Raw genomic sequence first — 24,057 nt, forward strand, 5'->3', positions numbered from 1 at the left:
CATGCTCTGGGCCCGGCGGCGTTTTTCGTTCAGGAGATTCTTCAATGCAACCAGCCAACAACGTCATGGTGCTCTACACCGGCGGCACCATCGGCATGCAGGCCAGCGCCAACGGCCTGGCCCCCGCTTCGGGGTTTGAAGCGCGCATGAGCGAAGCCCTCGCCCAACTGAATATGCCAGCCTGGCGCTTTCGGGAAATGTCCCCGCTGATCGACAGTGCGAACATGACCCCCGCCTATTGGCAGCGCCTGCGCGCCGCCGTGGTTGAGGCGGTGGACGAGGGTTGCGACGCCGTACTGGTGCTGCACGGCACCGACACCCTGGCCTACAGCGCCGCGGCCATGAGTTTCCAACTGCTGGGCCTGCCCGCGCCGGTGCTGTTTACCGGCTCGATGCTGCCGGCCGGTGTGCCCGACAGCGATGCCTGGGAAAACGTCAGCGGTGCGTTGGCAGCCCTGGGCCAAGGCCTGGCGCCTGGCGTGCAACTGTACTTCCACGGTGCACTGATGGCCCCGACCCGTTGCGCGAAAATCCGCAGTTTTGGTCGCCACCCGTTTGCCGCGTTGCAGCGTAACGGCGGCGTCGCCCAAGCCGAGTTGGTTCCGGCGGCGCTGCATTACCGCCAGGCCAAGGCGCTGGCCAATGTGGGTGTGCTGCCACTGGTGCCGGGCATCGCCGCCGCGCAATTGGACGCGTTGATCGACAGCGGCATCCAGGCGCTGGTGCTGGAATGCTTCGGCAGCGGCACCGGGCCGAGCGACAACCCACAGTTCCTCGCCAGCCTGCAGCGCGCGCAGGATAACGGCGTGGTCGTGGTGGCAATCACCCAATGCCATGAAGGCGGTGTGGAGCTGGACGTGTACGAGGCCGGCAGCCGCTTGCGGGGCGTCGGGGTGTTGTCAGGTGGCGGGATGACCCGTGAAGCCGCGTTCGGCAAGCTCAATGCGTTGATCGGCGCCGGGCTGGACACCGCCGAAATCCGCCGCCTGGTCGAACTCGACCTGTGCGGCGAACTGAGCTGACCGGCATATAACTTGCTCCTCTTCCAGCCATCCCCTGGCTGGAAGCACCCATGTTGCACTCCCACCTCACCACCCTCAATGCCGTCTCGTTGGTGCTCAATACCTTCAAGGCCGAAGGCCAACCCGCCGAGGCCTTGCTGGCCGGCAGCGGTATTTGCGCGGCGGACTTGAGCCGCGCCGACACCCGCATCACCACCAACCAGGAGATGCGCGTGTGCGCCAACGCCGTGGCCCTGCGCCGGGATATCGGCCTGGAGCTGGGCCGGCAAATGCACGTTTCTTCCTATGGCATGCTCGGTTACGCACTGCTCACCAGTGCCACCTTCGGTGACGCTTTGCGCCTGGCGCTGCGGTATCCGGCGCTGCTGGGAACACTTTTCGAGCTGGACCTTGAGGAAGACGGCACGCGCATCTGGTTCAGCGCCGCGGATTACCGGGAAAATCCGGCGCTGGAAACGTTCAACGTCGAACTCTGCCTGGCCTCGTTGAAGGTGATCTGCGACGACCTGCTGGGGCATGCCCTGCCGCTGCTGGGGGCGCGCTTTGAACACGACGCCCCGGATTACCGCGCACGGTACGCCGAAATCTTTGCCTGCCCGCTGCAATTCGGCGCCATCGCCAACGCGTTTGCCTTCGACCGAAGCTGGCTGGACCAGCCCCTGCCATTAGCCGACGCCGTCACCCACCAGGCCATGGCCGAGCGCTGCCGCAAGCAAAACACCGAGTTCACCGGGCGCCAGGCCTGGCAGGGCAAGATTCGCCACCTGCTCGCCAGCCAACTCAGCGCCGCGCCGGGCCTCGACGGCCTGGCCGAGCAGATGAACTGCTCCCCGCGCACGCTACGCCGGCACCTGCATGACTTGGGCTGCAGCTATCAGGAGTTGCTGGACGAGCTACGCTTCGAGCGGGCCAAGCGATTGCTGGGCGAGGATGAGCTGCCCATTTACCGAATTGCCGAGGCGCTGGGCTTCAGCGAAACCGCGAGTTTCCGTCACGCCTTTGTCCGCTGGAGCGGCGTCGCACCCAGCCAGTTCCGCCCCTGAAGCCACTTGCTGGGGCACGGCCGCGCCATTTCGGGGCGAATTGCGGTCACACACTTTGGCCATATTTATCCCCTTTTGGCCGCTCCTGCCATTCTCATTAATCCCACCCGCCGCAAGACTGGACTCACCGATTCAGCCTGCGGAGAACAACAATATGCTGACGATCTACTCGGACGATCACCACCTGCACCATGGCCGGTGCGAGTTGATGGACGGGCAACTGATGCCCTGTTTCGAAATGCCCTCGCGCGCCGACCATGTGTTGCAACGGGTCAAGGACCGCGAACTGGGCCCGGTGCAAGCGCCTGAGGATTTTGGCCTGGCGCCGCTGCAACGTATTCACAGCCCCGCGTACCTGGACTTCTTCAAAGGCGCCTGGCAACGCTGGACGGCATTTGGCCAGGACGGAGACTTGCTGCCCTACACCTGGCCCGCACGCACCTTGCGCCGGGTCATCCCCACCAGCCTGCACGGCCAGCTCGGCTATTACAGTTTCGACGGCGGCGCGCCGATCACCGCCGGCACCTGGCAAGCGGCCTACAGCGCGGCGCAAGTCGCTCTCACCGCGCAACAGGCGATCCAGCAAGGCGCCCGCAGTGCCTTCGCCCTGTGCCGTCCGCCCGGGCACCACGCCGCCAGCGACTTGATGGGCGGATATTGCTACCTCAACAACGCGGCCATCGCAGCCCAGGCGTTTCTCGACCAGGGCCACACAAAGGTGGCCATCCTCGACGTGGACTACCACCACGGCAACGGTACCCAGTCGATTTTCTACGAGCGCGACGATGTGCTGTTCACCTCGATCCACGGCCATCCGGAGGCGGAATTTCCGTTCTTCCTGGGCTACGCCGACGAGTTGGGCGAAGGCGCCGGTGAGGGTTTCAACTTCAACTATCCGTTGCCCGCAGGTTCTGGCTGGGACCGCTGGAGCGCCGCCCTGGAGCAGGCCTGCGGGGATATCGAGCGCTACGGCGCCGACATCATCGTGGTCTCGCTGGGCGTCGACACCTTCAAGGACGACCCGATCTCCCAGTTCAAGCTCGACAGCCCCGACTACCTGGCGATGGGTGCGCGAATCGCCCGCCTCGGCAAACCGACGCTGTTTGTGATGGAAGGCGGCTACGCCGTGGAAGAAATCGGCATCAATGCCGTCAACGTTCTCGAAGGTTTTGAGGGATTCGCCCAATGAACATGCTCAAGCATCTCGTCCTCTGCGCCGCCGTGCTGAGCGGGGCCGCGCACGCCGAAGAAAGAACCCTGCGGGTCTACAACTGGTTCGACTACATCACGCCCAAGGCCCTGGAAGATTTCAAGGCGCAGAACCCCAGCGTCAAGCTGGTCTACGACATCTTCGACACCAACGAAGCCCTGGAGGCCAAGCTGCTGACCGGCAACTCCGGCTATGACGTGGTGGTGCCGTCCAACGTGTTCCTGGCCAAGCAGATCGAAGCCTCGGTGTTCCAGCCGCTGGACCGCAGCAAACTGCCCAACTGGAACCACCTTGATCCCAAGTTGATGAAGCTGATCGAGGCCAACGATCCCGGCAATAAATTCGCCGTGCCCTACATGTACGGCACCATCCTGATCGGCTTCAACCCGGACAAGGTCAAGGCCGCGCTGGGGGCCAACGCGCCCGTGGACAGCTGGGACCTGATCTTCAACGTCGAGAACATCAGCAAGCTCAAGCAATGCGGCGTGGCGCTGCTGGATTCGCCGTCGGAAATCCTGCCCCTGGCCCTGCAACACCTGGGCCTGGACCCCAACAGCAGCAACCCGGCGGACTATGTCAAAGCCGAAGCACTGCTGATGAAGATCCGCCCGTACATCACCTATTTCCACTCGTCCAAGTACATGGCCGACATTGCCAACGGCGACATCTGCGTGGCGGTCGGCTATTCCGGCAGCTTCTCCCAGGCCGCCAACCGCGCCAAGGAAGCCAGGAACGGTGTGACCGTGGACATGCGGCTACCCAAAGAAGGCGCGCCGATCTGGTTCGACATGCTCGCGATCCCCAAAGGCGCCAAGGACCCGGAAGACGCCTACGCCTTTATCAACTACCTGCTGCAACCGGGCGTGATCGCGCCGATCAGCGATTTTGTCGGTTACCCCAACCCCAACAAGGACGCCACCGGGTTGGTGGATCCGGCGATTCGCAACAACCCCAACCTGTACCCGACCGAGGCGGCCATGGCCACGCTGTATACCCTCAAGCCCCTGGGACGTGACGCCGAACGAGCCAGGACCCGCGCCTGGACCAAGATCAAGTCCGGCACCTGATCGGTTGCCGCCGGTTGCGCCTCAGTGCGCAACCGGCGCGCGCCAAACCTGGCCCAAGCGCTTCAACGCCTGGCTGATCTGTGCCTCGGGCACGGCAGCAAACCCCAATACCAATCCGGCACGCTGATCCTGCGGCGTGAGTGACTCCGGCAACCAATAGCTGCTCAAGCCATTGACCTCCACACCCACTGCCGCCGCCTGTTGGATCAGCGCCTGTTCCCGCGCCAGGCTGTCGACCCGCACGGTCAGGTGCAGCCCGGCCGCCACCGACGGCAGACGGCCAACGCCTTCAATGTCGGCAGGCCATTCGGCCAATAGCGCATTGAGCCGGCTCTGCGCGGCGCGGCGCATGCGGCGTACATGACGCTGGAAATGCCCGGTCGCCATGAACTCCGCCATCACCGCCTGAGTGCTGACTTCCGAGTGGCGCACGTCCACCGCGCGGCGCCGGGCAAAGGCCTGGACCAGGCCGGCCGGCAACACCAGGTAACCCAGGCGCAGCGCCGGAAAGGCCACCTTGCCGAAAGTCCCGACATACAGCACCCGCCCCGTGCGATCGAGGGCCGCCAGTGGCGCCAGGGGCGCGCCGCTGTAGCGGTACTCACCGTCGTAGTCATCCTCGACGATCCAGCCGCCCGTACGCTCGGCCCAGGCCAGCAGTTCCAGGCGCCGGGCCAGGCTCATCACCACGCCGGTGGGGTATTGATGGGACGGGGTGACGTAGGCCAGGCGGCAACCGCCGAGGCGGTTCAAGGCAGCGCAGTCGATGCCCTCGCTGTCCACCGTCACGCCATGCAATTGGCCGCCCGCCACCGCGAACGCATGGCCTGCTGCCCGATACCCCGGATTCTCGATGGCAACCTCATCGCCGGGCTCCACCAGCAGCTGTGCACAAAGGCTGATTGCCTGCTGCGCGCCACTGGTGATCACTATTTGCTCAGCCGTGCACTGCATGCCGCGAGAACTGCGTAGATAGGCCGCAATCAATCCACGCAGGCGCGCGTCGCCCGCCGGGTCGCCGTAACACAACTGCTGCAAGTCCGGATTGCGCCAGAAAGCCGCATTCAGCTTGGCCCACACGTCAAACGGGAACAGATCGAAAGCCGGTACGCCCACCCTGAAAGCCCTCGGCGGACCACTGGGCGGAAGCGCCAAATGATTGTTTTCCACCCGCGCCAGCGCACCGCTGTGGATAACTTGACTGGACGAAAACACAGGTAAATCCGGGCGATTTGTGGATAAACCTGGGGATAAGCCTGTTGATAACCCTGTGGACACTTTTGTGGATAGTTTTTTTGCGGGCGTCGACGTCTGCGGCAATTGCGCCACATAGGTGCCATCACCCACGCGGCCTTCGATAAATCCTTCGGCATACAGTTGGTCGTAGGCGCGAACCACACTGTTGCGCGAGATCGACAGTGCCGCCGCCAGGTCACGGCTGGCGGGGAGCCGGGTGCCACTGACTAACCGGCCATCCAGTACTCGCTGGCGCAGCGCCTGATAGAGCTGGCGGGTGAGTCCCTGGCGGCGGTCCAACTCGATACCCGCCGGGTTGAACGAGAGCGGTGGTTCTAGCGCAGGCATGGAATTGGACCTATAAAATTGACTGTAGATGGCTCTTACAACGAACCAATAGCCTGCCTAGGATGCAGGCATTCGCCAAGGAAAATCTTCATGTACACACCACGCGCCTTTGCCCTCGATGACTTGCCTGAAATCCAGCAACTGATCCAGCACACGCGCCTGGCGCAACTGGTGACCTTGGGCGAACAAGGCCTGCAAGCCAGCCATTTGCCGCTGCTGCTCAACCCGGATGAAGGGCCCAACGGCACCCTTTACGGGCACATGGCCAAGGCCAATCGCCAATGGCAGGACCTGCAAAATGGCGGCGAGGCCCTGGTGATTTTTGCCGGGGCCGAGGCCTACATCAGCCCGTCGTTCTACCCGGCCAAGGCCGAACACGGCAAAGTGGTGCCGACCTGGAATTACATCGCGGTACACGCCTACGGCACCGGCGAAGTGTTCACCGACGCCGAGCGCCTGCTCGAACTGGTCAGCGCCCTCACCGACCGCCATGAAGGCAATCGCGCCCAACCCTGGAAAGTCAGCGACGCCCCGGCCGACTACATCGACGGCATGCTCAAGGCCATCGTCGGCTTTGCCCTGCCGATCCAACGCCTGGAAGGCAAACGCAAACTCAGCCAGAACCGCAGCCCGGCGGACATCGCCGGCGTTCGCGACGGCCTGGCCGCCAGCACCGCCGTACGCGACCAGACCCTCGCCCGCTTTATTCCCAAGGAGCCATCATGAGCCAGATCGAAATCCGCCAGGTCAGTGCCGCCGACCACGCCGCTTGGTTGCCCCTGTGGCAAGCCTACCTGCGCTTCTACAACACCGAGCTGCCCGACGCCGTCAGCCAGAACACCTGGCAACGCTTGATCGACGCCAATGAGCCGACCCACTCGGCCCTGGCCTGGCAGGACGGCAAGGCCGTAGGCATGGTCAATTTCATCTACCACCGTTCCAACTGGAGCATCGAGAACTCCTGCTACCTGCAGGATTTGCTGGTAGATCCGGCCCAGCGCGGCACCGGCGTCGGCCGCAAGCTGATCGAATTCGTCTACGCCACCGCCAAGGCCGACGGTTGCTGCAAGGTCCACTGGCTGACTCACGAGACCAACGCCACCGCCATCCAGCTGTACGAACGCATCGCCGAACGCCCCGGTTTTATCCAGTTTCGCAAAGGTCTTTAAGGAGAAGCACAGCATGACGACATCATTGGCCGACTGGAAAGGTGTCCCGGCGCCCACCGTCACCCTTATCGAAGGGCGCTTCGTGCGCCTGGAAAAACTCGACCCCGCCCGCCACGGCGATGACCTGTTCAACGCCCTGCAAGGTCCCGGCGCGGATCCGAAGCTGTGGGATTATTTGCCTTACGGCCCGTTCCCCGAGCGCGCCGCCTTCGATGCCTGGCTGAACAACCACGCGTCCCACAGCGACCCGTACTTCTTCAGCGTGATCGACAAGGCCAGCGGCGAGGTGCAAGGCATCCTCAGCCTGATGTCCATCGTGCCCGAGCAAGGCCGCATTGAAATCGGCCACGTGACCTTCGGTGCCCCGATGCAACGCTCTCCGAAAAGCACCGAGGCGGTGTACCTGCTGGCCAGGCACTCGTTTGAGCTGGGCAATCGCCGCCTGGAGTGGAAGTGCAACAACGCCAACGCCCGCTCCAAAAACGCCGCCGAGCGTTTGGGTTTCAGTTTTGAAGGGGTGTTTCGCCAGCACACCGTAGTGAAGGGAAAGAACCGGGATACGGCGTGGTATTCGATCCTGGATGGGGAATGGCCGGCGATTGGGGCCGGGTTTGAAGCGTGGCTGTCGGATGCCAACCAGACCGGTTCGGGACAGTTGAAAACGCTGGTGGAGTGCCGTACCTAAGCCACCCTGCCACCCCCTGACAAATGTGGGAGCGGGCTTGCTCGCGAAAGCGGTGTATCAGTCACGAATGTATCAACTGACCCACCGTCATCGCGGGCAAGCCCGGCTCCCACATTGTATCTTCAGCGTATCCGGGCCTTGTGCTCAGCCGAGGCGAATAGGCGAGCATCTATACCTTGAAATACTTGCTCACGATCAAACACCACGCCATCGCCTTTTCCTACAAGCTTCTGCGAACCTTCACCACTCCCATCTTCAACCCAAACGGCCTGAACACTGCGTTCAACGACTTCAGCGTCTGATTGCCCTCGCCATGTTCGATATGTACCAGCGTGCGTACGGAGATTTTGCACATCTTGGCAAACTGGCTCTGATGCAGCCCAGTGACTTCCGTTCGCAGCCGGCGTACCGCCTCGGCTATTTCCAGCGTTCCCTCGGCCAATGCATCCTGAATGCTTTCGATCAACCGGGTTCGTTCTTCAACCGTCAGGCTCATTTCAATCCCCGTCACCTCCTCGCCATCATTCTGTAAAAAACCTCCGCTATACAGGTCGACTCTTTTCCAAAAACAAGGTCGCCCGCCATGCCCCCTTCGCCCCAGCGCCTTGCGCTCACTCTCGGCCTGCTGGTCAGCAGCGGTTTTGTCGATGCGGCGCCCACGCCAACCAAGACGCTGCAGATCGACACGCCCACCACCACCGGGCAAACCCTGGGTGGCAGTGACTCGTTGACGATTTCGGCACCGGGCAGTATCACCACCTCCAAAGTCGCGGTGACCTTGAAAGACGGCACCAGCGGCAACGGCGTGCGGATCGATAACTCGGGCACTATCGCCTCCACTGGCGGCCGCGGAATCGACAGCAGCGGCGACCTCACCGCCGCTCGCAACTACACCATCTACAACCGCGCAGGCGGTGTGATCCAGGGCGCCAACGACGCGCTGCGCATCGACAGCAACTTCGCCAGCGGCAGCCTGTTGATCGACAACAACGGCACCATTCGCTCCGCCACCGGCCAAGGGCTGGACCTGGATGCGATCCGCAGCTCCAACGTCACCACCACTATCATCAACCGCCAGGGCGGGCTGATTCGCGGTGACGCCAGCGACGGCATGAAGACCGGCGGCAACGCTACGATCACCAACTACGGCGAGATTTCCACCGGCGACACCCACTCGCGCGATGACAAATTCGACGGCGTCGACATCGACTCCGCTACTGGCGTGACCGTCACCAACTACGGCCTCATCTCCGGCGGCCGCCACGGCATCACCACCGACCTGGGCGCCACGCTGACCAACTACGGCACGGTAATCGGCCGCAACGGCTCGGGTTTTGGTTCCGACGGCGATGGCACGGTGATCAACCACGGCACTATTACCGGCGCATTCTCCGGACTGCAGCCGGACGGCGATGGTGACGGCGTGGACATCGACAAGATTGCCCACATCGAAAACTACGGAGTCATCCAGGGCGTCGGCGCCGGTGGTGTCGACAAGAACGGCTTTGCCAACGGCAGCGAAGGCATCGCCCTCGGTGGTGGCTATGTGTTCAACGGCGTGGGTGCATTGGTAAGCGGTGCCAACAACGCGGTGCTGGTGGACGACGGCAGCGACGGCCCGGGACTTGCTGCAACCACCCTGATCAACCATGGCACCATTCAGGGCCTGAACGGCTTCGGCGTGAAGTTCGTCGGCGAGTTTGCCGACACGGTGGTCAACGCCGGCTTGATCAGCGGCAGCAACGGCCTCGCCCTGGATTTGGGCGGCGGCGATGACACGCTGACCCTGCTCGGCGGCAGCCGCTTTGTCGGCGTGGTGGATGGCGGCACCGGATATGACCGCGTGATCATGGACGACGCCGCCGGCGGCAGTTTCGGCGACAGCCGCAACTTCGAATGGCTGGACGTGAAGCAAGGCACCTGGACCCTCACCGGCAGCGGCGACTTCAGCGACGGCGGCGAGATTTTCAGCGGCGCCAAGCTGATCAACCAGGGTGGGATCGCTGGCAACCTGACCGTCGATGAAGGCGGTATCTATGCCGGTGGCGGCAGTGTCGGCAGCCTGTTGGTCAAAGGCACCTTGCAGACCAGCACCGCCCTCGGCACCGCCAGCATCACCCGCGACCTGACGATGACCAGCGGCTCGACCCTGGCCTATGGCGTGAACGCCGACGGCAGCAGCGCACCGGTCCAGGTCGGCGGCACCGCGTACCTGAATGGCGCGACCCTGGCGGTCAATCCCGGCACCGGCACCTACCCGTGGCAGAGCCACTACACGGTACTGCAGGCCGGCAGCATCAATGGCACGTTCGGCAAGGTCACCAGCGACTATGCCTTCCTCACCCCCACACTGGATTACAGCCCTACCCAGGTCGGCCTGACCTATTCCCGCAATGACGTGGCGTTCAATCAGTTCGCCAACACCGGCAACGGCACCCGCGCCGCCAACGCCCTGGCGAGCCTGGGCAAGAACAACGCGTTGTACAACGCCTTGCTCAACACCACCAACAGCAGCGCCGGTGCCGCCATCGAGCAATTGGCCGGCAGCAGCACCGCCAACCTGACCAGTGCCACCCTCGGCGCCAGCGCCCAGGTCGGCAACAGCATGTTGAACGCCATGCACCAACTGGGCGGCGGTGCCGGACTGCTGGTGGGCCTTGATCAAAAAGACACCCCCGTACTGGCCGCCACCGGCGTACCCGCCGAAGCCCGCAACCTCAACGATCCCAATGCCCGGGGCCGCCTGTGGCTGCAAGGCATCGGCAGCTACGGCGAGCTCGACGGCGACCACGGCAGCAATGGCCTGACCCAGCGCACCAAAGGCAGCGTGCTGGGGGCCGATTGGGCGCTCGATTCGGACTGGCGCGTGGGCGTGCTGGGCGGTTATTCGAAGACCGACCTGGACACCACCGGCGTCGACGGCAGCGTCGACAGCTGGCACGCCGGCGTCTACGCCATGCGCCAGAGCGGACCGCTGGCCTTGCGCCTGGGTGCTGCGTACAGCGGGCACCAGGGAGACAGTAAACGTACGGTGGCCTTTGACGGTTTCAACGATCGGCCCAAAGGTGACTACGACGCCGACAGCCAACAAGCCTTCGCCGAACTGGGTTATGCCATGGGCAGCGGGCGCCTGAGCGCCGAGCCGTTCGCCAACCTCGGCTACCAGCGCTACCACCGCGACAGCTACAACGAAAAAGGCGGCGCCGCCGCCCTGCATGTCGACGGGCAAACCCAGGACAATTTCAGCAGCACCTTCGGCCTGCGCCTGGCGCACTTGAGCCAGCTGGACAACGGCATCAGTCTCACACCGCGGGTCAGCGCCGGCTGGAAGCACACCTACGGCGACGTGGACAGCAGCACCCGCCAGGCCTTCCTGATGGGCGGCACCGCGTTCAACGTCGAAGGCAGCGCCCTGGACCGCGACAGCCTGTTGCTGGAAGCCGGGCTGGATGTAGGCCTGTCGGCACGCCATACCCTCGGCGTGGGCTACAGCGGCGAAATAGGCAGTAACAGCCGCAATCACGGGCTGATCGGGCAATGGCAGATGAGTTTTTAATCGCGGCCCACTAGAGACATCTCTGGCAGGCAAAGGGTGGATGGCCTGACATTTATCCGCCCTTTACCCCGCTAGATTTCCCGACCTCATACATCAAGAGGTCGGACCTGCATGCCACTCCTTCAGAAACAACTCGCACTCGCCATCACCTTCGCGCTGGGTGCCACCAACGCTCAATTCGTCCAGGCGCGAGGGGACATCGATCCAGACAGCGAGTGGTTCATCCCGGCGCCAGAGGTCGGCCAGCAAGGCCATCAGCGCCCCAAGCCACCCAAGCCCACTCCCGACTTTTACTTTACCGACCACGCCACCACCCGTAACGGCCAGCAGGTTGCCCGCGTACTGGACTCTGCCGTGGACACCCTCATCAAGTCGGGCGAACTCAATGACTGGGAGGAGTACGAACTGGACAATATCGCCCGGGAACTTGGCAGGCTGGCACCGGGCCGTGTGGGTGCAGTTCTGGAGCAGCTGGCAGGCAGCCAGAACGCCAACCTTGGCGCCGCCACTCAAGACAGCATGAAACAGCTCAACAGCAGCCTGCTTTCAGTCATGCGCCGGACAGGCGACGAACGCAACCTTACGGATGCCGAAGGCAATGGCCACGTATGGCTCCAGGCCCTGGGCAACGCTGGCAAGCTTGAAGGACAGCACGGTAGCGTGGGCCTGCAGCAACACACCCAAGGCCTGATGCTGGGCGGCGACTGGGCAGTGGACGATGCCTGGCGGGTGGGTGTGATGGGCGCCAAGTCCGCCAGCGACCTGAACGCCAAACGCTTCAAGGGCGAATTGGACAGCTGGCACCTCGGCGGTTACGCCGTGCGTCAGGACGGCCCCCTTGCACTGCGCCTGGGGGCGATCTACAGCAGCCATGCCGGCCAAACCCAACGCACCGTAGACTTTGATTTCGTTGAGCGCCGCGAGCAGTCCAAAGGCAAATACAACGCCCAAAGCCAGAACGCTTTCGCCGAGCTGGGCTATCAACTGGACAAGGGCAGTTTCAGCGTCGAACCCTATGCGGGGATCGGCTACCAGCGCTATCACCGCGACCGCTACAAGGAAAAAGGCGGCTTTACAGCGCTGAATGTCGGCGCCCAGACCCAGGAAAACCTCAGCAGCACCTTCGGCTTGCGCCTGGCCAGTGCCTTCACGCTGGACAACCAAATGGCCCTCAAGCCGCACCTGAGCACAGGCTGGAAGCACCTCTACGGTGACGTGAGCAGCACCGTGCGCCAGTCCTCCGCGTGGGTAAAACGGCCGGGCTTCAACAGTGACTTCACCATCGAAGGCACCTCCCTGGACCGCGACAGCCTGGCGCTGCACACCGGAGTGGACCTGGCGCTGTCGACCCGGCACACCGTGGGCCTGGCCTATACCGCCGAGGTCGGCACCCACAGCAGTAACCAGGGTTTGCTGGGCGAGTGGACCCTGGCGTTCTGATTATTGCGGGCGAAAAAAAAGGGGGCACATGCCCCCCCGAGGATTAAGCGGTAGTTTCGAAGGCTGTTGATCAGCCTTCGATTTCAATCAGGATTTCACCCGGGTTGACCCGGTCGCCCTTGGCCACGTGTACGGCGGTGACCTTGCCGGCGATCGACGCCTGTACTTCGGTCTCCATCTTCATCGCTTCAGTGATCAACACAGCCTGGCCGGCCTTCACCACGTCGCCTTCCTTGACCAGCACGTCGACGATGTTGCCCGGCATCGCCGTGCTGACATGGCCTGGCGCGGTGGCGTGCTTGCGCTTGCTGCCGCCACTGCTGACAAACTCGTTGAGCGGCTCGAACACCACTTCTTCCGGCATGCCGTCGATGGACAGGTAGAAGTGGCGCTTGCCTTCGGCCTTGACGCCCACCCCGGTGATGTCCACGCGATAGCTTTCGCCGTGCACGTCGATCACGAACTCGGTCGGCACACCTTCACCACCGGCACGGGCCACGCCGCCGGCTTCAGGAATCGGCAACAGCACTTCAGGGCTCAAGGTGCCAGCGTCGCGCTCTTCAAGGAATTTGCGCCCGATGTCCGGGAACATCGCGTAGGTCAGTACGTCTTCTTCGGACTTGGCCAACGCGCCGATTTCGCCGCGCAACTTGGTCATTTCCGGCTTCAGCAGATCTGCCGGGCGATGGTCGATCACCTCTTCGCTGCCGATGGCCTGGCGCCGCAGTTTTTCATTCACGGTGCCCGGCGCCTTGCCGTAGCCGCCTTGCAGGTACAGCTTCACTTCGTTGGTGATGGTCTTGTAGCGCTCGCCGGCCAGCACGTTGAAGAACGCCTGGGTACCGACGATCTGCGAAGTCGGGGTGACCAGCGGCGGGAAGCCAAGGTCTTCACGAACCCGCGGGATTTCGGCCAGCACTTCGCTCATGCGGTTCAGCGCGCCCTGCTCTTTCAGCTGGTTGGCCAGGTTGGAAATCATCCCGCCCGGTACCTGGTTGACTTGCACGCGGGTGTCGACGGCGGTGAATTCGCTTTCGAACTGGTGGTACTTCTTGCGCACAGCGTAGAAGTACAAACCGATTTCCTGCAGCAGTTCCAGGCTGAGGCCGGTGTCGAATTCGCTGCCTTTGAGGGCCGCGACCATCGACTCGGTACCCGGGTGGCTGGTGCCCCAGGCGAAGCTGGAGATGGCGGTGTCGATATGGTCGGCACCGTTTTCAATGGCCTTGAGCTGGCACATCGAAGCCAGGCCCGCAGTGTCGTGGGAGTGGATGAAGATCGGCAGACTCTGCTCGGCCTTCAGCGCCTTGACCAGCTCGCCGGTGGCGTATGGCGTCAGCAGGCCGGCCATGTCCTTGATCGCCACCGAGTCGCAACCCATGGCTTCCATTTGCTTGGCCTGGGCCACGAACGCCTCGATGGTGTGCACCGGGCTGGTGGTGTAGGCGATGGTGCCCTGGGCATGTTTGCCGGCGGCTTTTACCGCTTCGATGGCCACTCGCAGGTTACGCACGTCGTTCATCGCGTCGAAGATGCGGAACACGTCGATACCGTTGACAGCGGCCTTGGCGACGAAGGCTTTGACCACATCGTCGCTGTAGTGGCGGTAGCCCAACAGGTTCTGGCCACGCAGCAGCATTTGCAGGCGCGTGTTGGGCAACGCCGCGCGCAGTTTGCGCAGGCGCTCCCACGGGTCTTCTTTCAGGAAGCGTACGCAGGCGTCGAAGGTCGCGCCGCCCCAGACTTCCAGGGACCAGTAGCCGACTTTGTCGAGCTTGTCGCAGATCGGCAGCATGTCGTCGGTGCGCATGCGGGTTGCCAGCAACGATTGGTGGGCGTCGCGCAGGATGGTGTCGGTTACGAAGATCTTCTTGCTCATTCTTATATTCCTCACAGGCCTGCGTGGGCGGCGATGGCGGCGGCGATGGCCAGGGCCAGCTCTTCGGGTTTGCGCTTGATCGAGTAGTTGGTCAGCTCAGGGTGGCTTTCCACAAAACTGGTGTTGAACTGGCCGCTGCGGAATTCCGGGTTGCGCAGGATTTCCTGGTAATAGGCGGCGGTGGTCTTCACGCCTTGCAGGCGCATGTCGTCCAGGGCGCGCAGGCCGCGGTCCATGGCTTCTTCCCAGGTCAACGCCCACACCACCAGCTTCAGGCACATCGAGTCGTAGAACGGCGGGATGGTGTAGCCGGTGTAGATCGCCGTGTCGGTACGCACGCCGGGACCGCCGGGTGCGTAGTAACGGGTGATCTTGCCGAAGCTGGGCAGGAAGTTGTTCTTCGGGTCTTCGGCGTTGATGCGGAACTGCAACGCAAAACCCCGGTGCTGAATGTCTTCCTGCTTGACCGACAGCGGCAGGCCCGACGCAATGCGGATCTGCTCACGCACAATGTCGATGCCGGTGATTTCTTCGGTAATGGTGTGTTCCACCTGCACCCGGGTGTTCATCTCCATGAAGTACACCTCGCCCTCGGCGAGCAGGAACTCCACGGTGCCGGCGTTCTCGTAGCCCACGGCCTTGGCCGCGCGCACCGACAGGTCGCCGATGTAGGCGCGCTGTTCAGGGGTCAGCTGGGGGCTTGGGGCGATTTCGATCAGCTTCTGGTTACGGCGCTGGATCGAGCAATCGCGCTCGAACAGGTGCACCACATTGCCGAAGCTGTCACCGAGGATCTGCGCCTCGATGTGCTTGGGATTGACGATGCATTTTTCCAGGAACACTTCCGCCGAACCGAAGGCCTTGGTGGCTTCGGAAATTACCCGGGGGAAGGCTTGTTCGAGTTCTTCACGGCTGTTGCAGCGACGGATACCGCGACCGCCACCACCGGAGGTGGCCTTGAGCATCACCGGGTAACCAATGCGGTCGCCTTCGGTGAGGGCTTCGGCGATGTCGGCAACGTTGCCTTCGGTGCCCGGGGTGACCGGCACACCGGCCTTGATCATGCTGCGGCGGGCTTCGGTCTTGTCGCCCATGCGGCGAATCACTTCGGCCGATGGGCCGATGAACTTGATCCCACGTTCGGCGCAAATATCTGCCAGCTCGGCGTTTTCCGAGAGGAAGCCGTAGCCGGGGTGCAGCGCGTCGCAACCGGTTTCCACCGCCAGGTTCACCAGCTTGCGCGGGTTCAGGTAACCGGCCAATGGCTCGGCACCGATGCTGTGGGCTTCATCTGCACGCTTTACATGCAGGGCATGGCGATCGGCATCGGAATAGACCGCGACCGAACGAATGCCCATCTCGGCGCAGGCACGCACGATACGTACGGCAATCTCACCACGGTTGGCGATCAGGATCTTTTTTATCACTTGGAAATTCCCTTGAGCCGATTGCTACCTACTTCGACCCTGGAAGCGGGTCGGCGCGTGACCAAATGTTTCATGGCAGTCGCGTGACACACACTATGCCCCTGCAGGGATTAACAAAAATCAATAATTATTGGGTTGTGTATAAGCAAAGACTTATAGTCGTCGCATCAAGGGTCGGCGGGAGTGTTTGAACTATGCGTAAGTCATTGATGCGTATGACATTGCGTCAATTGCAGATTTTCAATGAAGTCTGTGATTTGCGTTCCTACAGCCGCGCAGCCGAGGAAATGTCCCTCACGCAACCGGCCGTTAGCCTACAAATCAAGCAGCTGGAAGAGCTGCTGGGCCAGCCATTGTTCGATTACGTCGGCAAAAAGCTCTATATGACTGAAGCTGCTGAAGCCTTGCAACGGGCCAGCCGGGACATTTTCGGCCGCCTGGAAAACCTCGATATGCAGCTCTCCGACATGCAGGGCTCGTTGCAGGGCCAGCTGAAACTGGCGGTGGAATCCAGCGCCAAGTACTTCGTGCCGCACCTGTTTGCCGCCTTCAAGCGCCAGCATCCGGAGGTCAACCTGCACCTGACGGTGGTCAACCGCGCCCAGGTGATTCGCCGGCTTTCAGACAACCGCGACGACCTGGTGATCATGTCGATGGTGCCCCAGGACATGGGCCTGGAATTCCTGCCGTTCCTGAACAACCCGATTGTCGCGGTGGCGCCCCACGATCATCCGCTGAGTCATCAAGGGCCGTTGCGCCTGCAGGACCTTGAGCCTTACACGCTGCTGTTGCGCGAGCCGGGGTCCGGCACGCGGATGGCGTGCGAGGAGTATTTCAAGGAGAAGCGCGTGCACTTCACCCAGACGGTGGAAGTGTCTTCGGCCGAGGCGCAGCGCGAGTGCGTGACCGCCGGGTTGGGCGTGGCGCTGCTGACGCGCCACGCGGTCAACCTGGAACTGGCCACCGGCGGGCTCAGGGAGCTGCCGGTGGAAGAACTGCCGCTGTACCGCAGCTGGTGCCTGGTGCAGGCCAAGGCCAAGCGCCTGTCACCGGTGGCCCATGCATTCCTGGGCTTTATCCGCAGCGAGCGACTACAGATCAGCGCGCTGGCTGAACGCTTCGCTGGGCAGCCGCGGGTGCCTGCCAGTGGAGTTCTGGATAGTCACTGATGCTCTGTTGCAATTGACGCTGATCGCAGCGGTCTTCAATTGCGCGACGGAAGGCCATGCGGCGCTGGTCTTCCTGCTGGCGGCGGGTCTTGACGGTGCTGTTGCTTTCTTCGTATTGCCGAGCCATTTCGAGTCTCCCAATGCGAGTAAGGGGAGTTCAGGATGGGCTCGGGCAATGACGGTTTAGCGGCATGGGGATGACAGGACGATGAATCTTGCGGGGCAGGACCCAATCAAAATGTGGGAGCGGGCTTGCTCGCGAATGCGGTGGGCCAGCCAGCATATTCAGTGACTGACACTCCGCATTCGCGAGCAAGCCCGCTCCCACAATTGGTCCGCGTACAAACTATCAGTCGTCGAGGGCTTTTACGGACTTGGGTGACAACCGAAGGCTGCGCAAGCTGCGCTTCACGCTCTTGAGGTGGTTGACCAGGCTCGGGCCGCGCGCCATGGCCACGCCCATCGCCAGCACGTCGATCACCACCAGGTGGGCGATACGCGAGGTCAGCGGCGTGTAGATCTCGGTGTCCTCGTGCACATCGATCGCCAGGTTGACGGTCGACAGCTCTGCCAATGGCGTCTGGCTCGGGCACAGGGTAATCAGGGTCGCGCCGCTTTCACGCACCAGGTTGGCGGTGATCAGCAAATCCTTGGAGCGGCCGGACTGGGAAATGCAGATCGCCACGTCGCTGGGCTTCAACGTCACCGCCGACATCGCCTGCATGTGCGGGTCGCTGTAGGCCGCCGCCGTCAGCAGCAAACGGAAGAACTTGTGCTGGGCATCCGCCGCCACCGCGCCGGACGCGCCGAAACCATAGAATTCCACGCGCTGGGCCTGGGACATGGCGGTCACGGCTTTTTGCAGCTCCACCGGGTCGAGCTTTTCGCGCACTTCCATCAGGGTGTGCAGGGTGGTGTCGAAGATTTTCAGGCTGTAGTCGGCGACGGAATCGTCTTCGTGGATCGCAAACTGGCCAAAGCTCGCACCCGCTGCCAGGCTCTGGGCCAGCTTGAGCTTCAAGTCCTGGAAACCGGAGCAACCGATGGCGCGGCAGAAGCGCACGATGGTCGGCTCGCTGATGCCCACGCTGTGGGCCAGGTCGGCCATGGAACTGTGCATCACGGCCGCAGGGTCAAGCAGCACGTGATCGGCAACCTTGAGTTCCGATTTGCGTAACAGGTGGCGCGACTGGGCGATATGTTGCAACAGGTTCAAAGGGCTGGACTCTTGTTATTGGCAGACGCCAGGGATGTAGCAAGCTTGTAGTTATACTACAAGAATTAACGATTTGCCCGTTCGATGCATCACTTAATCACGCTGCTGCCCGCTGATTCAGCGGGCAGGCTCGATGTAGCCCCGCGTGCGGCTTGGGCTCAACTATGGAAAATCGGCATTTTTTCGTAACAAATCCGCCAAGCCATCCGCTTCCACCGGCCGACTGATCAAATAGCCTTGCACCTCGTCGCATTGCTCATCCCGCAAAAAGTCCAGCTGCTGCTGATCTTCCACACCCTCGGCCACCACCTTGAGCGACAGCCCGTGGGCCATGGCAATGATTGCGCGGGTGATCGAGGCATCTTCGCGTCCCTGGCCCAGGCCACGAATGAACGTCTGGTCGATCTTCACGTAGTCCACGGGGATGCGCTTGAGGTAACTGAGGGATGAGTAACCGGTGCCAAAATCATCAATCGCCAGCTTCACTCCCAGGTCGCGCAGTTGCTGGAAGGTCGAGATGATGTGCTCGACGCTGTCGAGCAGCTGGCTTTCGGTCAGTTCCAGCTCCAGGTATTGCGGATCGAGCCCGGTTTCTTCCAGCACCTGGCGCACCAGGCTGATCAGCTTGCCCTGGCGCAGTTGGTGCACCGACAGGTTGACCGACACCCGAATCGGCGCCAGCCCCTGGCGTTGCCATTCACAAGCCTGCCAGCACGCCTGGCGCAACACGAACTCCCCCAGCGGCACGATCAGGCCGGTTTCTTCGGCCAGCCCGATAAAGTCGCCGGGCGGCACCATGCCCCACTGCGGATGTTCCCAACGAATCAATGCTTCGGCCGCATTCAGCTTGCCACTGGCCAGGCACAGTTTGGGTTGGTAGAACACCGTAAGCTGGCGCTCATCAATCGCCTTGCGCAGCTGGTTTTCCAGCTGCAAACGTTCCAGGGTGCTGGCCTGCAGGCTGTCGGTGTAGAACTGGAAGTTATTACCGCCCAGGTGCTTGGCGTGCTGCATGGCCATGTTCGACTGGCTGACCAGCGCGGATATTTCCCGCGCATTGTCGGGCAACAGGCTGACGCCCATTGAGGCACTGACCACCAGCTCGTGCCCTTCCACCGTCACCGGCACCCGCAACTTGGCCAGCAACCGCGTGGCCACCCGCGCCAGGCTCGACAGGTTGCCGTAGGCGTCGAACAGCACGGCGAATTCATCGCCAGAGAGCCGCGCTATGGTGTCGGCTTCGGGCAAGGCGTTGATCAAGCGGCGGGCCATTTTCTGCAACAACTGGTCGGCCACTTCATGCCCGAGGCTGTCGTTGAGCAGCTTGAAACGGTCCAGGTTGATATGCAGTAAAGCCAGGCTGCGGCCACCCTGGCGCACCCGCTGATGGGCTTCGCGCAACCGCTCGCGGAACAGCGAGCGGTTGGCCAGCCCGGTCAATTCGTCGTAGTGCGTGAGGTAGCGCATGCGCTCCTCGGATTCGCGCCGCGCGGACAGATCAGCGAAGAAACCCACGATATGGCTGACATTTCCCCGAATATCCCGGACTACATTCAGTTGTAGCCATTGCGGGTAGAGTTCGCCGTTCTTGCGGGTTTCCACGAGCTCGCCCTGCCAGGTGCCGTGGCTGAGCAACGCCTGGCGGATCACCGGGAAGTGGCGCCGTGCGTCGCGGCTGCTGGGCAGCTCCACGACATTGCGCCCGATCATGTCGTCAATGTCGAAGCCGGTAACGCGGCTGAATGCCTGGTTGACGGCTATCAGCACGTAGTCCGGGTCGAGGATCACAATGCCTTCGCTGGCCGCCTCGAACACCGTCGATGCCAGGCGCTGCTGTTCTTCCAGGACCTTGCCGGCGCTGATGTCGCGGCGGGTGCCGAGCATCCGCGTGACGCGTCCACTGGGCGAGCGCTCCACGGCGCGGCCACGGTCCTGGATCCATACCCAATGGCCATCGCCATGGCGCACCCGGTATTCCACCAGGTAGTCCTCGCTGCGGCCTTTAAGGTGCTCCACCAGCGCGCGCTTGAGCAGCGGCAAGTCGTCCGGGTGCAGGCGTGGCTTGAGGTGGCTGAGCATCGCCGTGACGTATTCCGGCTCCAGGCCGAACAACTCCTTGAGCTGGGTGTGGTGGACCTCATCGGTTTGCAGGTTCCAGTCCCACAGCCCCAGTTCGCTGGCCTGCAGCGCCATGGCCAGACGCGCCTCGCTTTTGCTCAGGGCCAGGCTGGCCGCGTCCAGTTCCTGACTGCGCTGATCGACGCGTTGCTGCAGGCCGATCTGTGCTTCGCGCAACTCTTGTTCGACCTGGCGCCGCTGCTCCACCTCACGCACCAGTTCCTGGTTCAGTTGCTCGCTGCGTTGTTGCGCTTGCTGCAGATGCTCGATCAACGCCTGGTTCTGGAAGCGCCTGAGCAGCCCGCGCTGGATCAGGCGATTGACCTGCCATGCCACCAGGCTCAGGGATGCCAGCAGAATCAGGCCCAGGCAACCCCAGCCTTGCTGTTGCGGGTCGCCGCTCCAGAATAAATAGAGGATGGCCGGCACCAGGCAGGGCACGGCAAACGACAGGAAAGCCGGCAGACTGACGGCATAGGCCACACTGGCGGACAAGGTCGCCGCGCCGAGCAGGCCGAACACCCAGGCCTGTTGCGCAAAGCTGTCCACCGGTACCAGGGCGATGGCAGCACTGGCCAGCGTCAAGCCGCTGACGGCCGAGCCCAGCATGAACATGCGTCGCCAGATCGGCTGCGCCTGGCGGCTGGGCATGGCGGAATCGAACGCCGCCACCTGAATTACCCGCAAGGCCACCAGCGCCAGCAGCCATACCAGCCAAATGCTGTCCAGCAGATAGCGCTGCGGGCTCCAGAGCAACCAGGCGCAGACCAGTCCATTCACCAGCATTAATAAAGTAGGCAGCAGGGAGCCTTGGTAAAGCAGGCGCGTGCGCTCCACCGCCATCTCCATGGCGTAGTGCTTGCGGATAACCTGCGCCGGCGCCACGGAGGGTCCCGCCAGGTCAATGCTAAGGGTCATAGGCAGTGTTCTTATAATGGTGAGCCCGAAACGTCGACGGAGCATACACAAGCAAACGCTCGGGCCAAACTGCCCCAAGTCATAAAAACAGCGCGACAATCAGGCGCAAACCTTGGAGCCAGACAGCTTGAGTGAGACAGGGCGCGGGCTGTGGGCGATGACCGACCGGTCATCACCGTGAATAGATTGTTGCCTTATCCTGTGTCGACGCAGAAGTTTTCCCGTGACCACCCGGCATTGGGATTTGCCCGACTCCCCCGGGCACCCTAGAATGCGCCGATGCGCGATGATCTCTCTCTTTTGCTGAACTCCCTCAACGATGCCCAACGCCAGGCCGTAGCGGCCCCCGTTGGCCGTCAGTTGGTCCTGGCCGGTGCTGGCTCCGGTAAAACCCGAGTGCTGGTGCACCGTATCGCCTGGTTGATCCAGGTCGAGAACGCCTCACCGCATTCCATCCTGTCGGTGACCTTCACCAACAAGGCCGCTGCCGAGATGCGTCATCGCATCGAGCAGTTGATGGGCATCAGCCCGGCCGGCATGTGGGTGGGCACCTTCCACGGCCTGGCGCACCGCCTGTTGCGGGCGCATTGGCAGGAAGCCGGCCTGAGCCAGACCTTCCAGATTCTCGACAGCGACGACCAGCAACGCCTGGTCAAGCGGGTGATCCGCGAGCTGGGCCTGGATGAACAACGCTGGCCGGTCCGTCAGGCCCAGTGGTTCATCAATGGCCAGAAAGATGAAGGCCTGCGCCCGCAACATATCCAGGCCAGCGGCGACCTGTTCCTGGCCACCATGCGCAGCATTTATGAAGCCTATGAAGTGGCCTGCCAGCGCGCCGGCGTCATCGACTTCTCCGAACTGCTGCTGCGCGCCCTCGACTTGTGGCGCGACAACCCGGGCTTGCTGGCGCACTACCAGAAACGCTTCCGCCACATCCTGGTGGACGAGTTCCAGGACACCAACGCCGTGCAGTACGCCTGGTTGCGCCTGCTGGCCAAGGGCGGCGACAGCCTGATGGTGGTGGGCGACGACGACCAGTCGATCTACGGCTGGCGCGGCGCGAAAATCGAGAACATCTACCAGTACAGCGACGACTTCCCGGACGCCGAAACCATCCGCCTGGAACAGAACTACCGCTCCACCGCCGGGATCCTCAAGGCCGCCAACGCCCTGATCGCCAACAACACCGGGCGCCTGGGCAAAGAGCTGTGGACCGACGGCGGCGAAGGCGAAGCGATCAACCTGTACGCCGCCTTCAACGAACACGATGAAGCGCGCTACGTGGTGGAAACCATCGAAAGCGCCCTGAAAACCGGCCTGGCCCGCAGCGATATCGCGATTCTCTACCGCTCCAACGCCCAATCACGGGTATTGGAAGAGGCCCTGCTGCGCGAGCGCATTCCGTATCGCATCTATGGTGGCCAGCGCTTCTTCGAACGTGCCGAAATCAAGAACGCCATGGCCTACCTGCGCTTGCTGGAAGGTCGCGGCAACGATGCGGCGCTGGAACGGGTGATCAACATTCCGGCCCGCGGCATCGGCGAGAAGACCGTCGAGGCGATTCGCGACCACGCACGCCACAGCGATGTGTCGATGTGGGAAGCGATGCGCCTGCTGATCGCCAACAAGGGCCTGACCGGCCGTGCGGCCGGTGCCTTGAGCGTGTTTGTCGAGCTGATCGAGAACCTGGCCGCCAAGTGCATGGAAATGCCCCTGCACCTGATGACCCAGACCGTGATCGAGCAGTCCGGCCTGATCGCCTACCACGAAGCGGAAAAAGGCGAGAAAGGCCAGGCCCGGGTAGAAAACCTTGAGGAACTGGTCAGCGCCGCCCGCGCGTTCGAAAACACCGAAGAAGACGAAGACCTGACGCCACTGGCGGCATTCCTCGGCCACGCTTCCCTGGAAGCCGGCGACACCCAGGCTGATGAGCATGAAGACAGCATTCAGCTGATGACCTTGCACAGTGCCAAGGGCTTGGAATTCCCCTACGTGTTCCTGGTGGGCATGGAAGAAGGCCTGTTCCCCCACAAGATGAGCCTGGAAGAACCCGGCCGCCTTGAGGAGGAACGCCGCCTGGCCTACGTGGGCATCACCCGGGCGATGCAGAACCTGGTGATGACCTACGCCGAAACCCGGCGCCTGTACGGCAGCGAGACCTACAACAAGGTGTCGCGCTTCGTACGCGAGGTGCCGAAAGGGCTGATTCAGGAAGTGCGCCTGTCCAACAGCGTCAGCCGACCGTTCGGCGGCGGCCAGCAGCAGAACTCCAGCAGCATGTTCGCTGGTTCGGAAATCCCCGAGACGCCGTTCAGCCTTGGCCAGCAGGTCAAGCACGCGATCTTCGGCGAAGGCGTGATCCTCAACTTCGAAGGCGCCGGTGCCCAGGCCAGGGTGCAGGTGAACTTCGCCGAAGGCAGCAAGTGGCTGATGATGGGCTACGCCAAGCTCGAAGCAATCTGAAACAACTGTAGAACATGAAGGATGTTGCCCCACCCTTGTATTTGGCAGCGGTGGGGCCAATATCTGTAATAAGTCCTACAGACGATTCGGT

18 protein-coding genes are annotated in these 24,057 nt (G+C 62.6%); 11 read left to right on the forward strand and 7 right to left on the reverse strand.

Annotated features, from left to right (window positions below):
* Positions 1-44: 44 nt before the first annotated feature.
* The 4 genes from HX821_RS04925 (at position 45) to HX821_RS04940 (ending at position 4,342) form a co-directional block, all read left to right on the forward strand.
* Complete coding sequence (locus HX821_RS04925; RefSeq protein WP_087694602.1) at positions 45-1,022, forward strand: asparaginase; 978 nt, start codon at positions 45-47, stop codon at positions 1,020-1,022.
* A gap of 50 nt (positions 1,023-1,072) precedes the next feature.
* Positions 1,073-2,065: an AraC family transcriptional regulator gene (locus HX821_RS04930; protein ID WP_177035360.1), complete on the forward strand. Its 993-nt coding sequence runs from the start codon at positions 1,073-1,075 to the stop codon at positions 2,063-2,065.
* Positions 2,066-2,219: 154 nt separating this feature from the next.
* Positions 2,220-3,254 (forward strand): histone deacetylase family protein, encoded by a 1,035-nt coding sequence (locus HX821_RS04935; RefSeq protein ID WP_008439485.1) that lies wholly within the window; start codon positions 2,220-2,222, stop codon positions 3,252-3,254.
* A complete protein-coding gene (locus HX821_RS04940) occupies positions 3,251-4,342 on the forward strand; it encodes a polyamine ABC transporter substrate-binding protein (protein ID WP_008439486.1) in 1,092 nt (363 codons plus the stop codon). Before HX821_RS04935 ends, HX821_RS04940 begins: the two co-directional genes overlap by 4 nt.
* A 21-nt stretch (positions 4,343-4,363) precedes the next feature.
* Here the strand turns inward: HX821_RS04940 and HX821_RS04945 are convergent, their stop codons facing one another.
* Entirely contained in the window at positions 4,364-5,926 is a 1,563-nt protein-coding gene (locus HX821_RS04945; RefSeq protein WP_177035361.1) for a PLP-dependent aminotransferase family protein, read from the reverse strand.
* A gap of 90 nt (positions 5,927-6,016) precedes the next feature.
* Here HX821_RS04945 and HX821_RS04950 point away from each other — a divergent pair, with 90 nt between their 5' ends.
* Genes HX821_RS04950 through HX821_RS04960 form a run of 3 tightly spaced genes read left to right on the forward strand, consistent with a single transcriptional unit; the run spans position 6,017 to position 7,780 of the window.
* Entirely contained in the window at positions 6,017-6,652 is a 636-nt protein-coding gene (locus tag HX821_RS04950) for an FMN-binding negative transcriptional regulator (protein WP_177035362.1), read from the forward strand.
* Complete coding sequence (locus HX821_RS04955) at positions 6,649-7,095, forward strand: GNAT family N-acetyltransferase (RefSeq protein ID WP_003213433.1); 447 nt, start codon at positions 6,649-6,651, stop codon at positions 7,093-7,095. Before HX821_RS04950 ends, HX821_RS04955 begins: the two co-directional genes overlap by 4 nt.
* A 13-nt stretch (positions 7,096-7,108) precedes the next feature.
* Entirely contained in the window at positions 7,109-7,780 is a 672-nt protein-coding gene (locus tag HX821_RS04960) for a GNAT family N-acetyltransferase (RefSeq protein ID WP_177020311.1), read from the forward strand.
* A gap of 220 nt (positions 7,781-8,000) precedes the next feature.
* Here HX821_RS04960 and HX821_RS04965 read toward each other — a convergent pair whose 3' ends face one another.
* Positions 8,001-8,276, reverse strand: a complete 276-nt coding sequence (locus HX821_RS04965) for a helix-turn-helix domain-containing protein (protein WP_087694596.1) — start codon at positions 8,274-8,276, stop codon at positions 8,001-8,003.
* 87 nt (positions 8,277-8,363) lie between these two features.
* Between HX821_RS04965 and HX821_RS04970 the strand changes: the two genes are divergently transcribed.
* A complete protein-coding gene (locus HX821_RS04970) occupies positions 8,364-11,336 on the forward strand; it encodes an autotransporter domain-containing protein (protein WP_177035363.1) in 2,973 nt (990 codons plus the stop codon).
* Positions 11,337-11,447: 111 nt separating this feature from the next.
* The gene (locus HX821_RS04975) at positions 11,448-12,776 is read left to right on the forward strand and encodes an autotransporter domain-containing protein (RefSeq protein WP_177035364.1); all 1,329 of its coding nucleotides are present in this window, start codon (positions 11,448-11,450) and stop codon (positions 12,774-12,776) included.
* Positions 12,777-12,846: 70 nt separating this feature from the next.
* Here the strand turns inward: HX821_RS04975 and oadA are convergent, their stop codons facing one another.
* Both oadA and HX821_RS04985 read right to left on the reverse strand, forming a co-directional pair.
* Positions 12,847-14,655, reverse strand: coding sequence for a sodium-extruding oxaloacetate decarboxylase subunit alpha (gene oadA / locus HX821_RS04980; RefSeq protein WP_102370189.1), 1,809 nt, complete (start codon positions 14,653-14,655; stop codon positions 12,847-12,849).
* An 11-nt stretch (positions 14,656-14,666) separates the two neighbouring features.
* Positions 14,667-16,082: an acetyl-CoA carboxylase biotin carboxylase subunit gene (locus HX821_RS04985; RefSeq protein ID WP_003213442.1), complete on the reverse strand. Its 1,416-nt coding sequence runs from the start codon at positions 16,080-16,082 to the stop codon at positions 14,667-14,669.
* A gap of 194 nt (positions 16,083-16,276) precedes the next feature.
* On the opposite strand from HX821_RS04985, the gene HX821_RS04990 reads away from it, so the two are divergent.
* Positions 16,277-17,251, forward strand: coding sequence for a LysR family transcriptional regulator (locus HX821_RS04990; protein ID WP_177035365.1), 975 nt, complete (start codon positions 16,277-16,279; stop codon positions 17,249-17,251).
* Here the strand turns inward: HX821_RS04990 and HX821_RS31730 are convergent.
* From HX821_RS31730 to HX821_RS05000, 3 genes are all read right to left on the reverse strand, one after another.
* Positions 17,181-17,378 (reverse strand): PA3496 family putative envelope integrity protein, encoded by a 198-nt coding sequence (locus tag HX821_RS31730; protein ID WP_003213445.1) that lies wholly within the window; start codon positions 17,376-17,378, stop codon positions 17,181-17,183. The two genes, HX821_RS04990 and HX821_RS31730, sit on opposite strands and share 71 nt — an antisense overlap.
* 222 nt (positions 17,379-17,600) lie before the next feature.
* Positions 17,601-18,467 (reverse strand): transcriptional regulator HexR, encoded by an 867-nt coding sequence (gene hexR, locus HX821_RS04995; RefSeq protein WP_003213447.1) that lies wholly within the window; start codon positions 18,465-18,467, stop codon positions 17,601-17,603.
* Positions 18,468-18,629: 162 nt separating this feature from the next.
* The gene (locus HX821_RS05000) at positions 18,630-21,503 is read right to left on the reverse strand and encodes a GGDEF domain-containing phosphodiesterase (protein WP_008439498.1); all 2,874 of its coding nucleotides are present in this window, start codon (positions 21,501-21,503) and stop codon (positions 18,630-18,632) included.
* A 279-nt stretch (positions 21,504-21,782) separates the two neighbouring features.
* On the opposite strand from HX821_RS05000, the gene uvrD reads away from it, so the two are divergent.
* Positions 21,783-23,966 (forward strand): DNA helicase II, encoded by a 2,184-nt coding sequence (gene uvrD, locus HX821_RS05005; RefSeq protein ID WP_003213452.1) that lies wholly within the window; start codon positions 21,783-21,785, stop codon positions 23,964-23,966.
* Positions 23,967-24,057 lie beyond the last annotated feature (91 nt).

This window comes from Pseudomonas sp. B6001, from assembly GCF_013386015.1.
Taxonomy (GTDB): Bacteria; Pseudomonadota; Gammaproteobacteria; order Pseudomonadales; family Pseudomonadaceae; genus Aquipseudomonas.

Coding starts and splice junctions, on each gene's coding strand:
- HX821_RS04925 (WP_087694602.1), top strand. CDS start 45: ATGCAACCAGCCAACAACGTCATGGTGCTCTACACCGGCGGCACCATC.
- HX821_RS04930 (WP_177035360.1), top strand. CDS start 1,073: ATGTTGCACTCCCACCTCACCACCCTCAATGCCGTCTCGTTGGTGCTC.
- HX821_RS04935 (WP_008439485.1), top strand. CDS start 2,220: ATGCTGACGATCTACTCGGACGATCACCACCTGCACCATGGCCGGTGC.
- HX821_RS04940 (WP_008439486.1), top strand. CDS start 3,251: ATGAACATGCTCAAGCATCTCGTCCTCTGCGCCGCCGTGCTGAGCGGG.
- HX821_RS04945 (WP_177035361.1), bottom strand. CDS start 5,926: ATGCCTGCGCTAGAACCACCGCTCTCGTTCAACCCGGCGGGTATCGAG.
- HX821_RS04950 (WP_177035362.1), top strand. CDS start 6,017: ATGTACACACCACGCGCCTTTGCCCTCGATGACTTGCCTGAAATCCAG.
- HX821_RS04955 (WP_003213433.1), top strand. CDS start 6,649: ATGAGCCAGATCGAAATCCGCCAGGTCAGTGCCGCCGACCACGCCGCT.
- HX821_RS04960 (WP_177020311.1), top strand. CDS start 7,109: ATGACGACATCATTGGCCGACTGGAAAGGTGTCCCGGCGCCCACCGTC.
- HX821_RS04965 (WP_087694596.1), bottom strand. CDS start 8,276: ATGAGCCTGACGGTTGAAGAACGAACCCGGTTGATCGAAAGCATTCAG.
- HX821_RS04970 (WP_177035363.1), top strand. CDS start 8,364: ATGCCCCCTTCGCCCCAGCGCCTTGCGCTCACTCTCGGCCTGCTGGTC.
- HX821_RS04975 (WP_177035364.1), top strand. CDS start 11,448: ATGCCACTCCTTCAGAAACAACTCGCACTCGCCATCACCTTCGCGCTG.
- oadA (WP_102370189.1), bottom strand. CDS start 14,655: ATGAGCAAGAAGATCTTCGTAACCGACACCATCCTGCGCGACGCCCAC.
- HX821_RS04990 (WP_177035365.1), top strand. CDS start 16,277: ATGCGTAAGTCATTGATGCGTATGACATTGCGTCAATTGCAGATTTTC.
- HX821_RS31730 (WP_003213445.1), bottom strand. CDS start 17,378: ATGGCTCGGCAATACGAAGAAAGCAACAGCACCGTCAAGACCCGCCGC.
- HX821_RS05000 (WP_008439498.1), bottom strand. CDS start 21,503: ATGACCCTTAGCATTGACCTGGCGGGACCCTCCGTGGCGCCGGCGCAG.
- uvrD (WP_003213452.1), top strand. CDS start 21,783: ATGCGCGATGATCTCTCTCTTTTGCTGAACTCCCTCAACGATGCCCAA.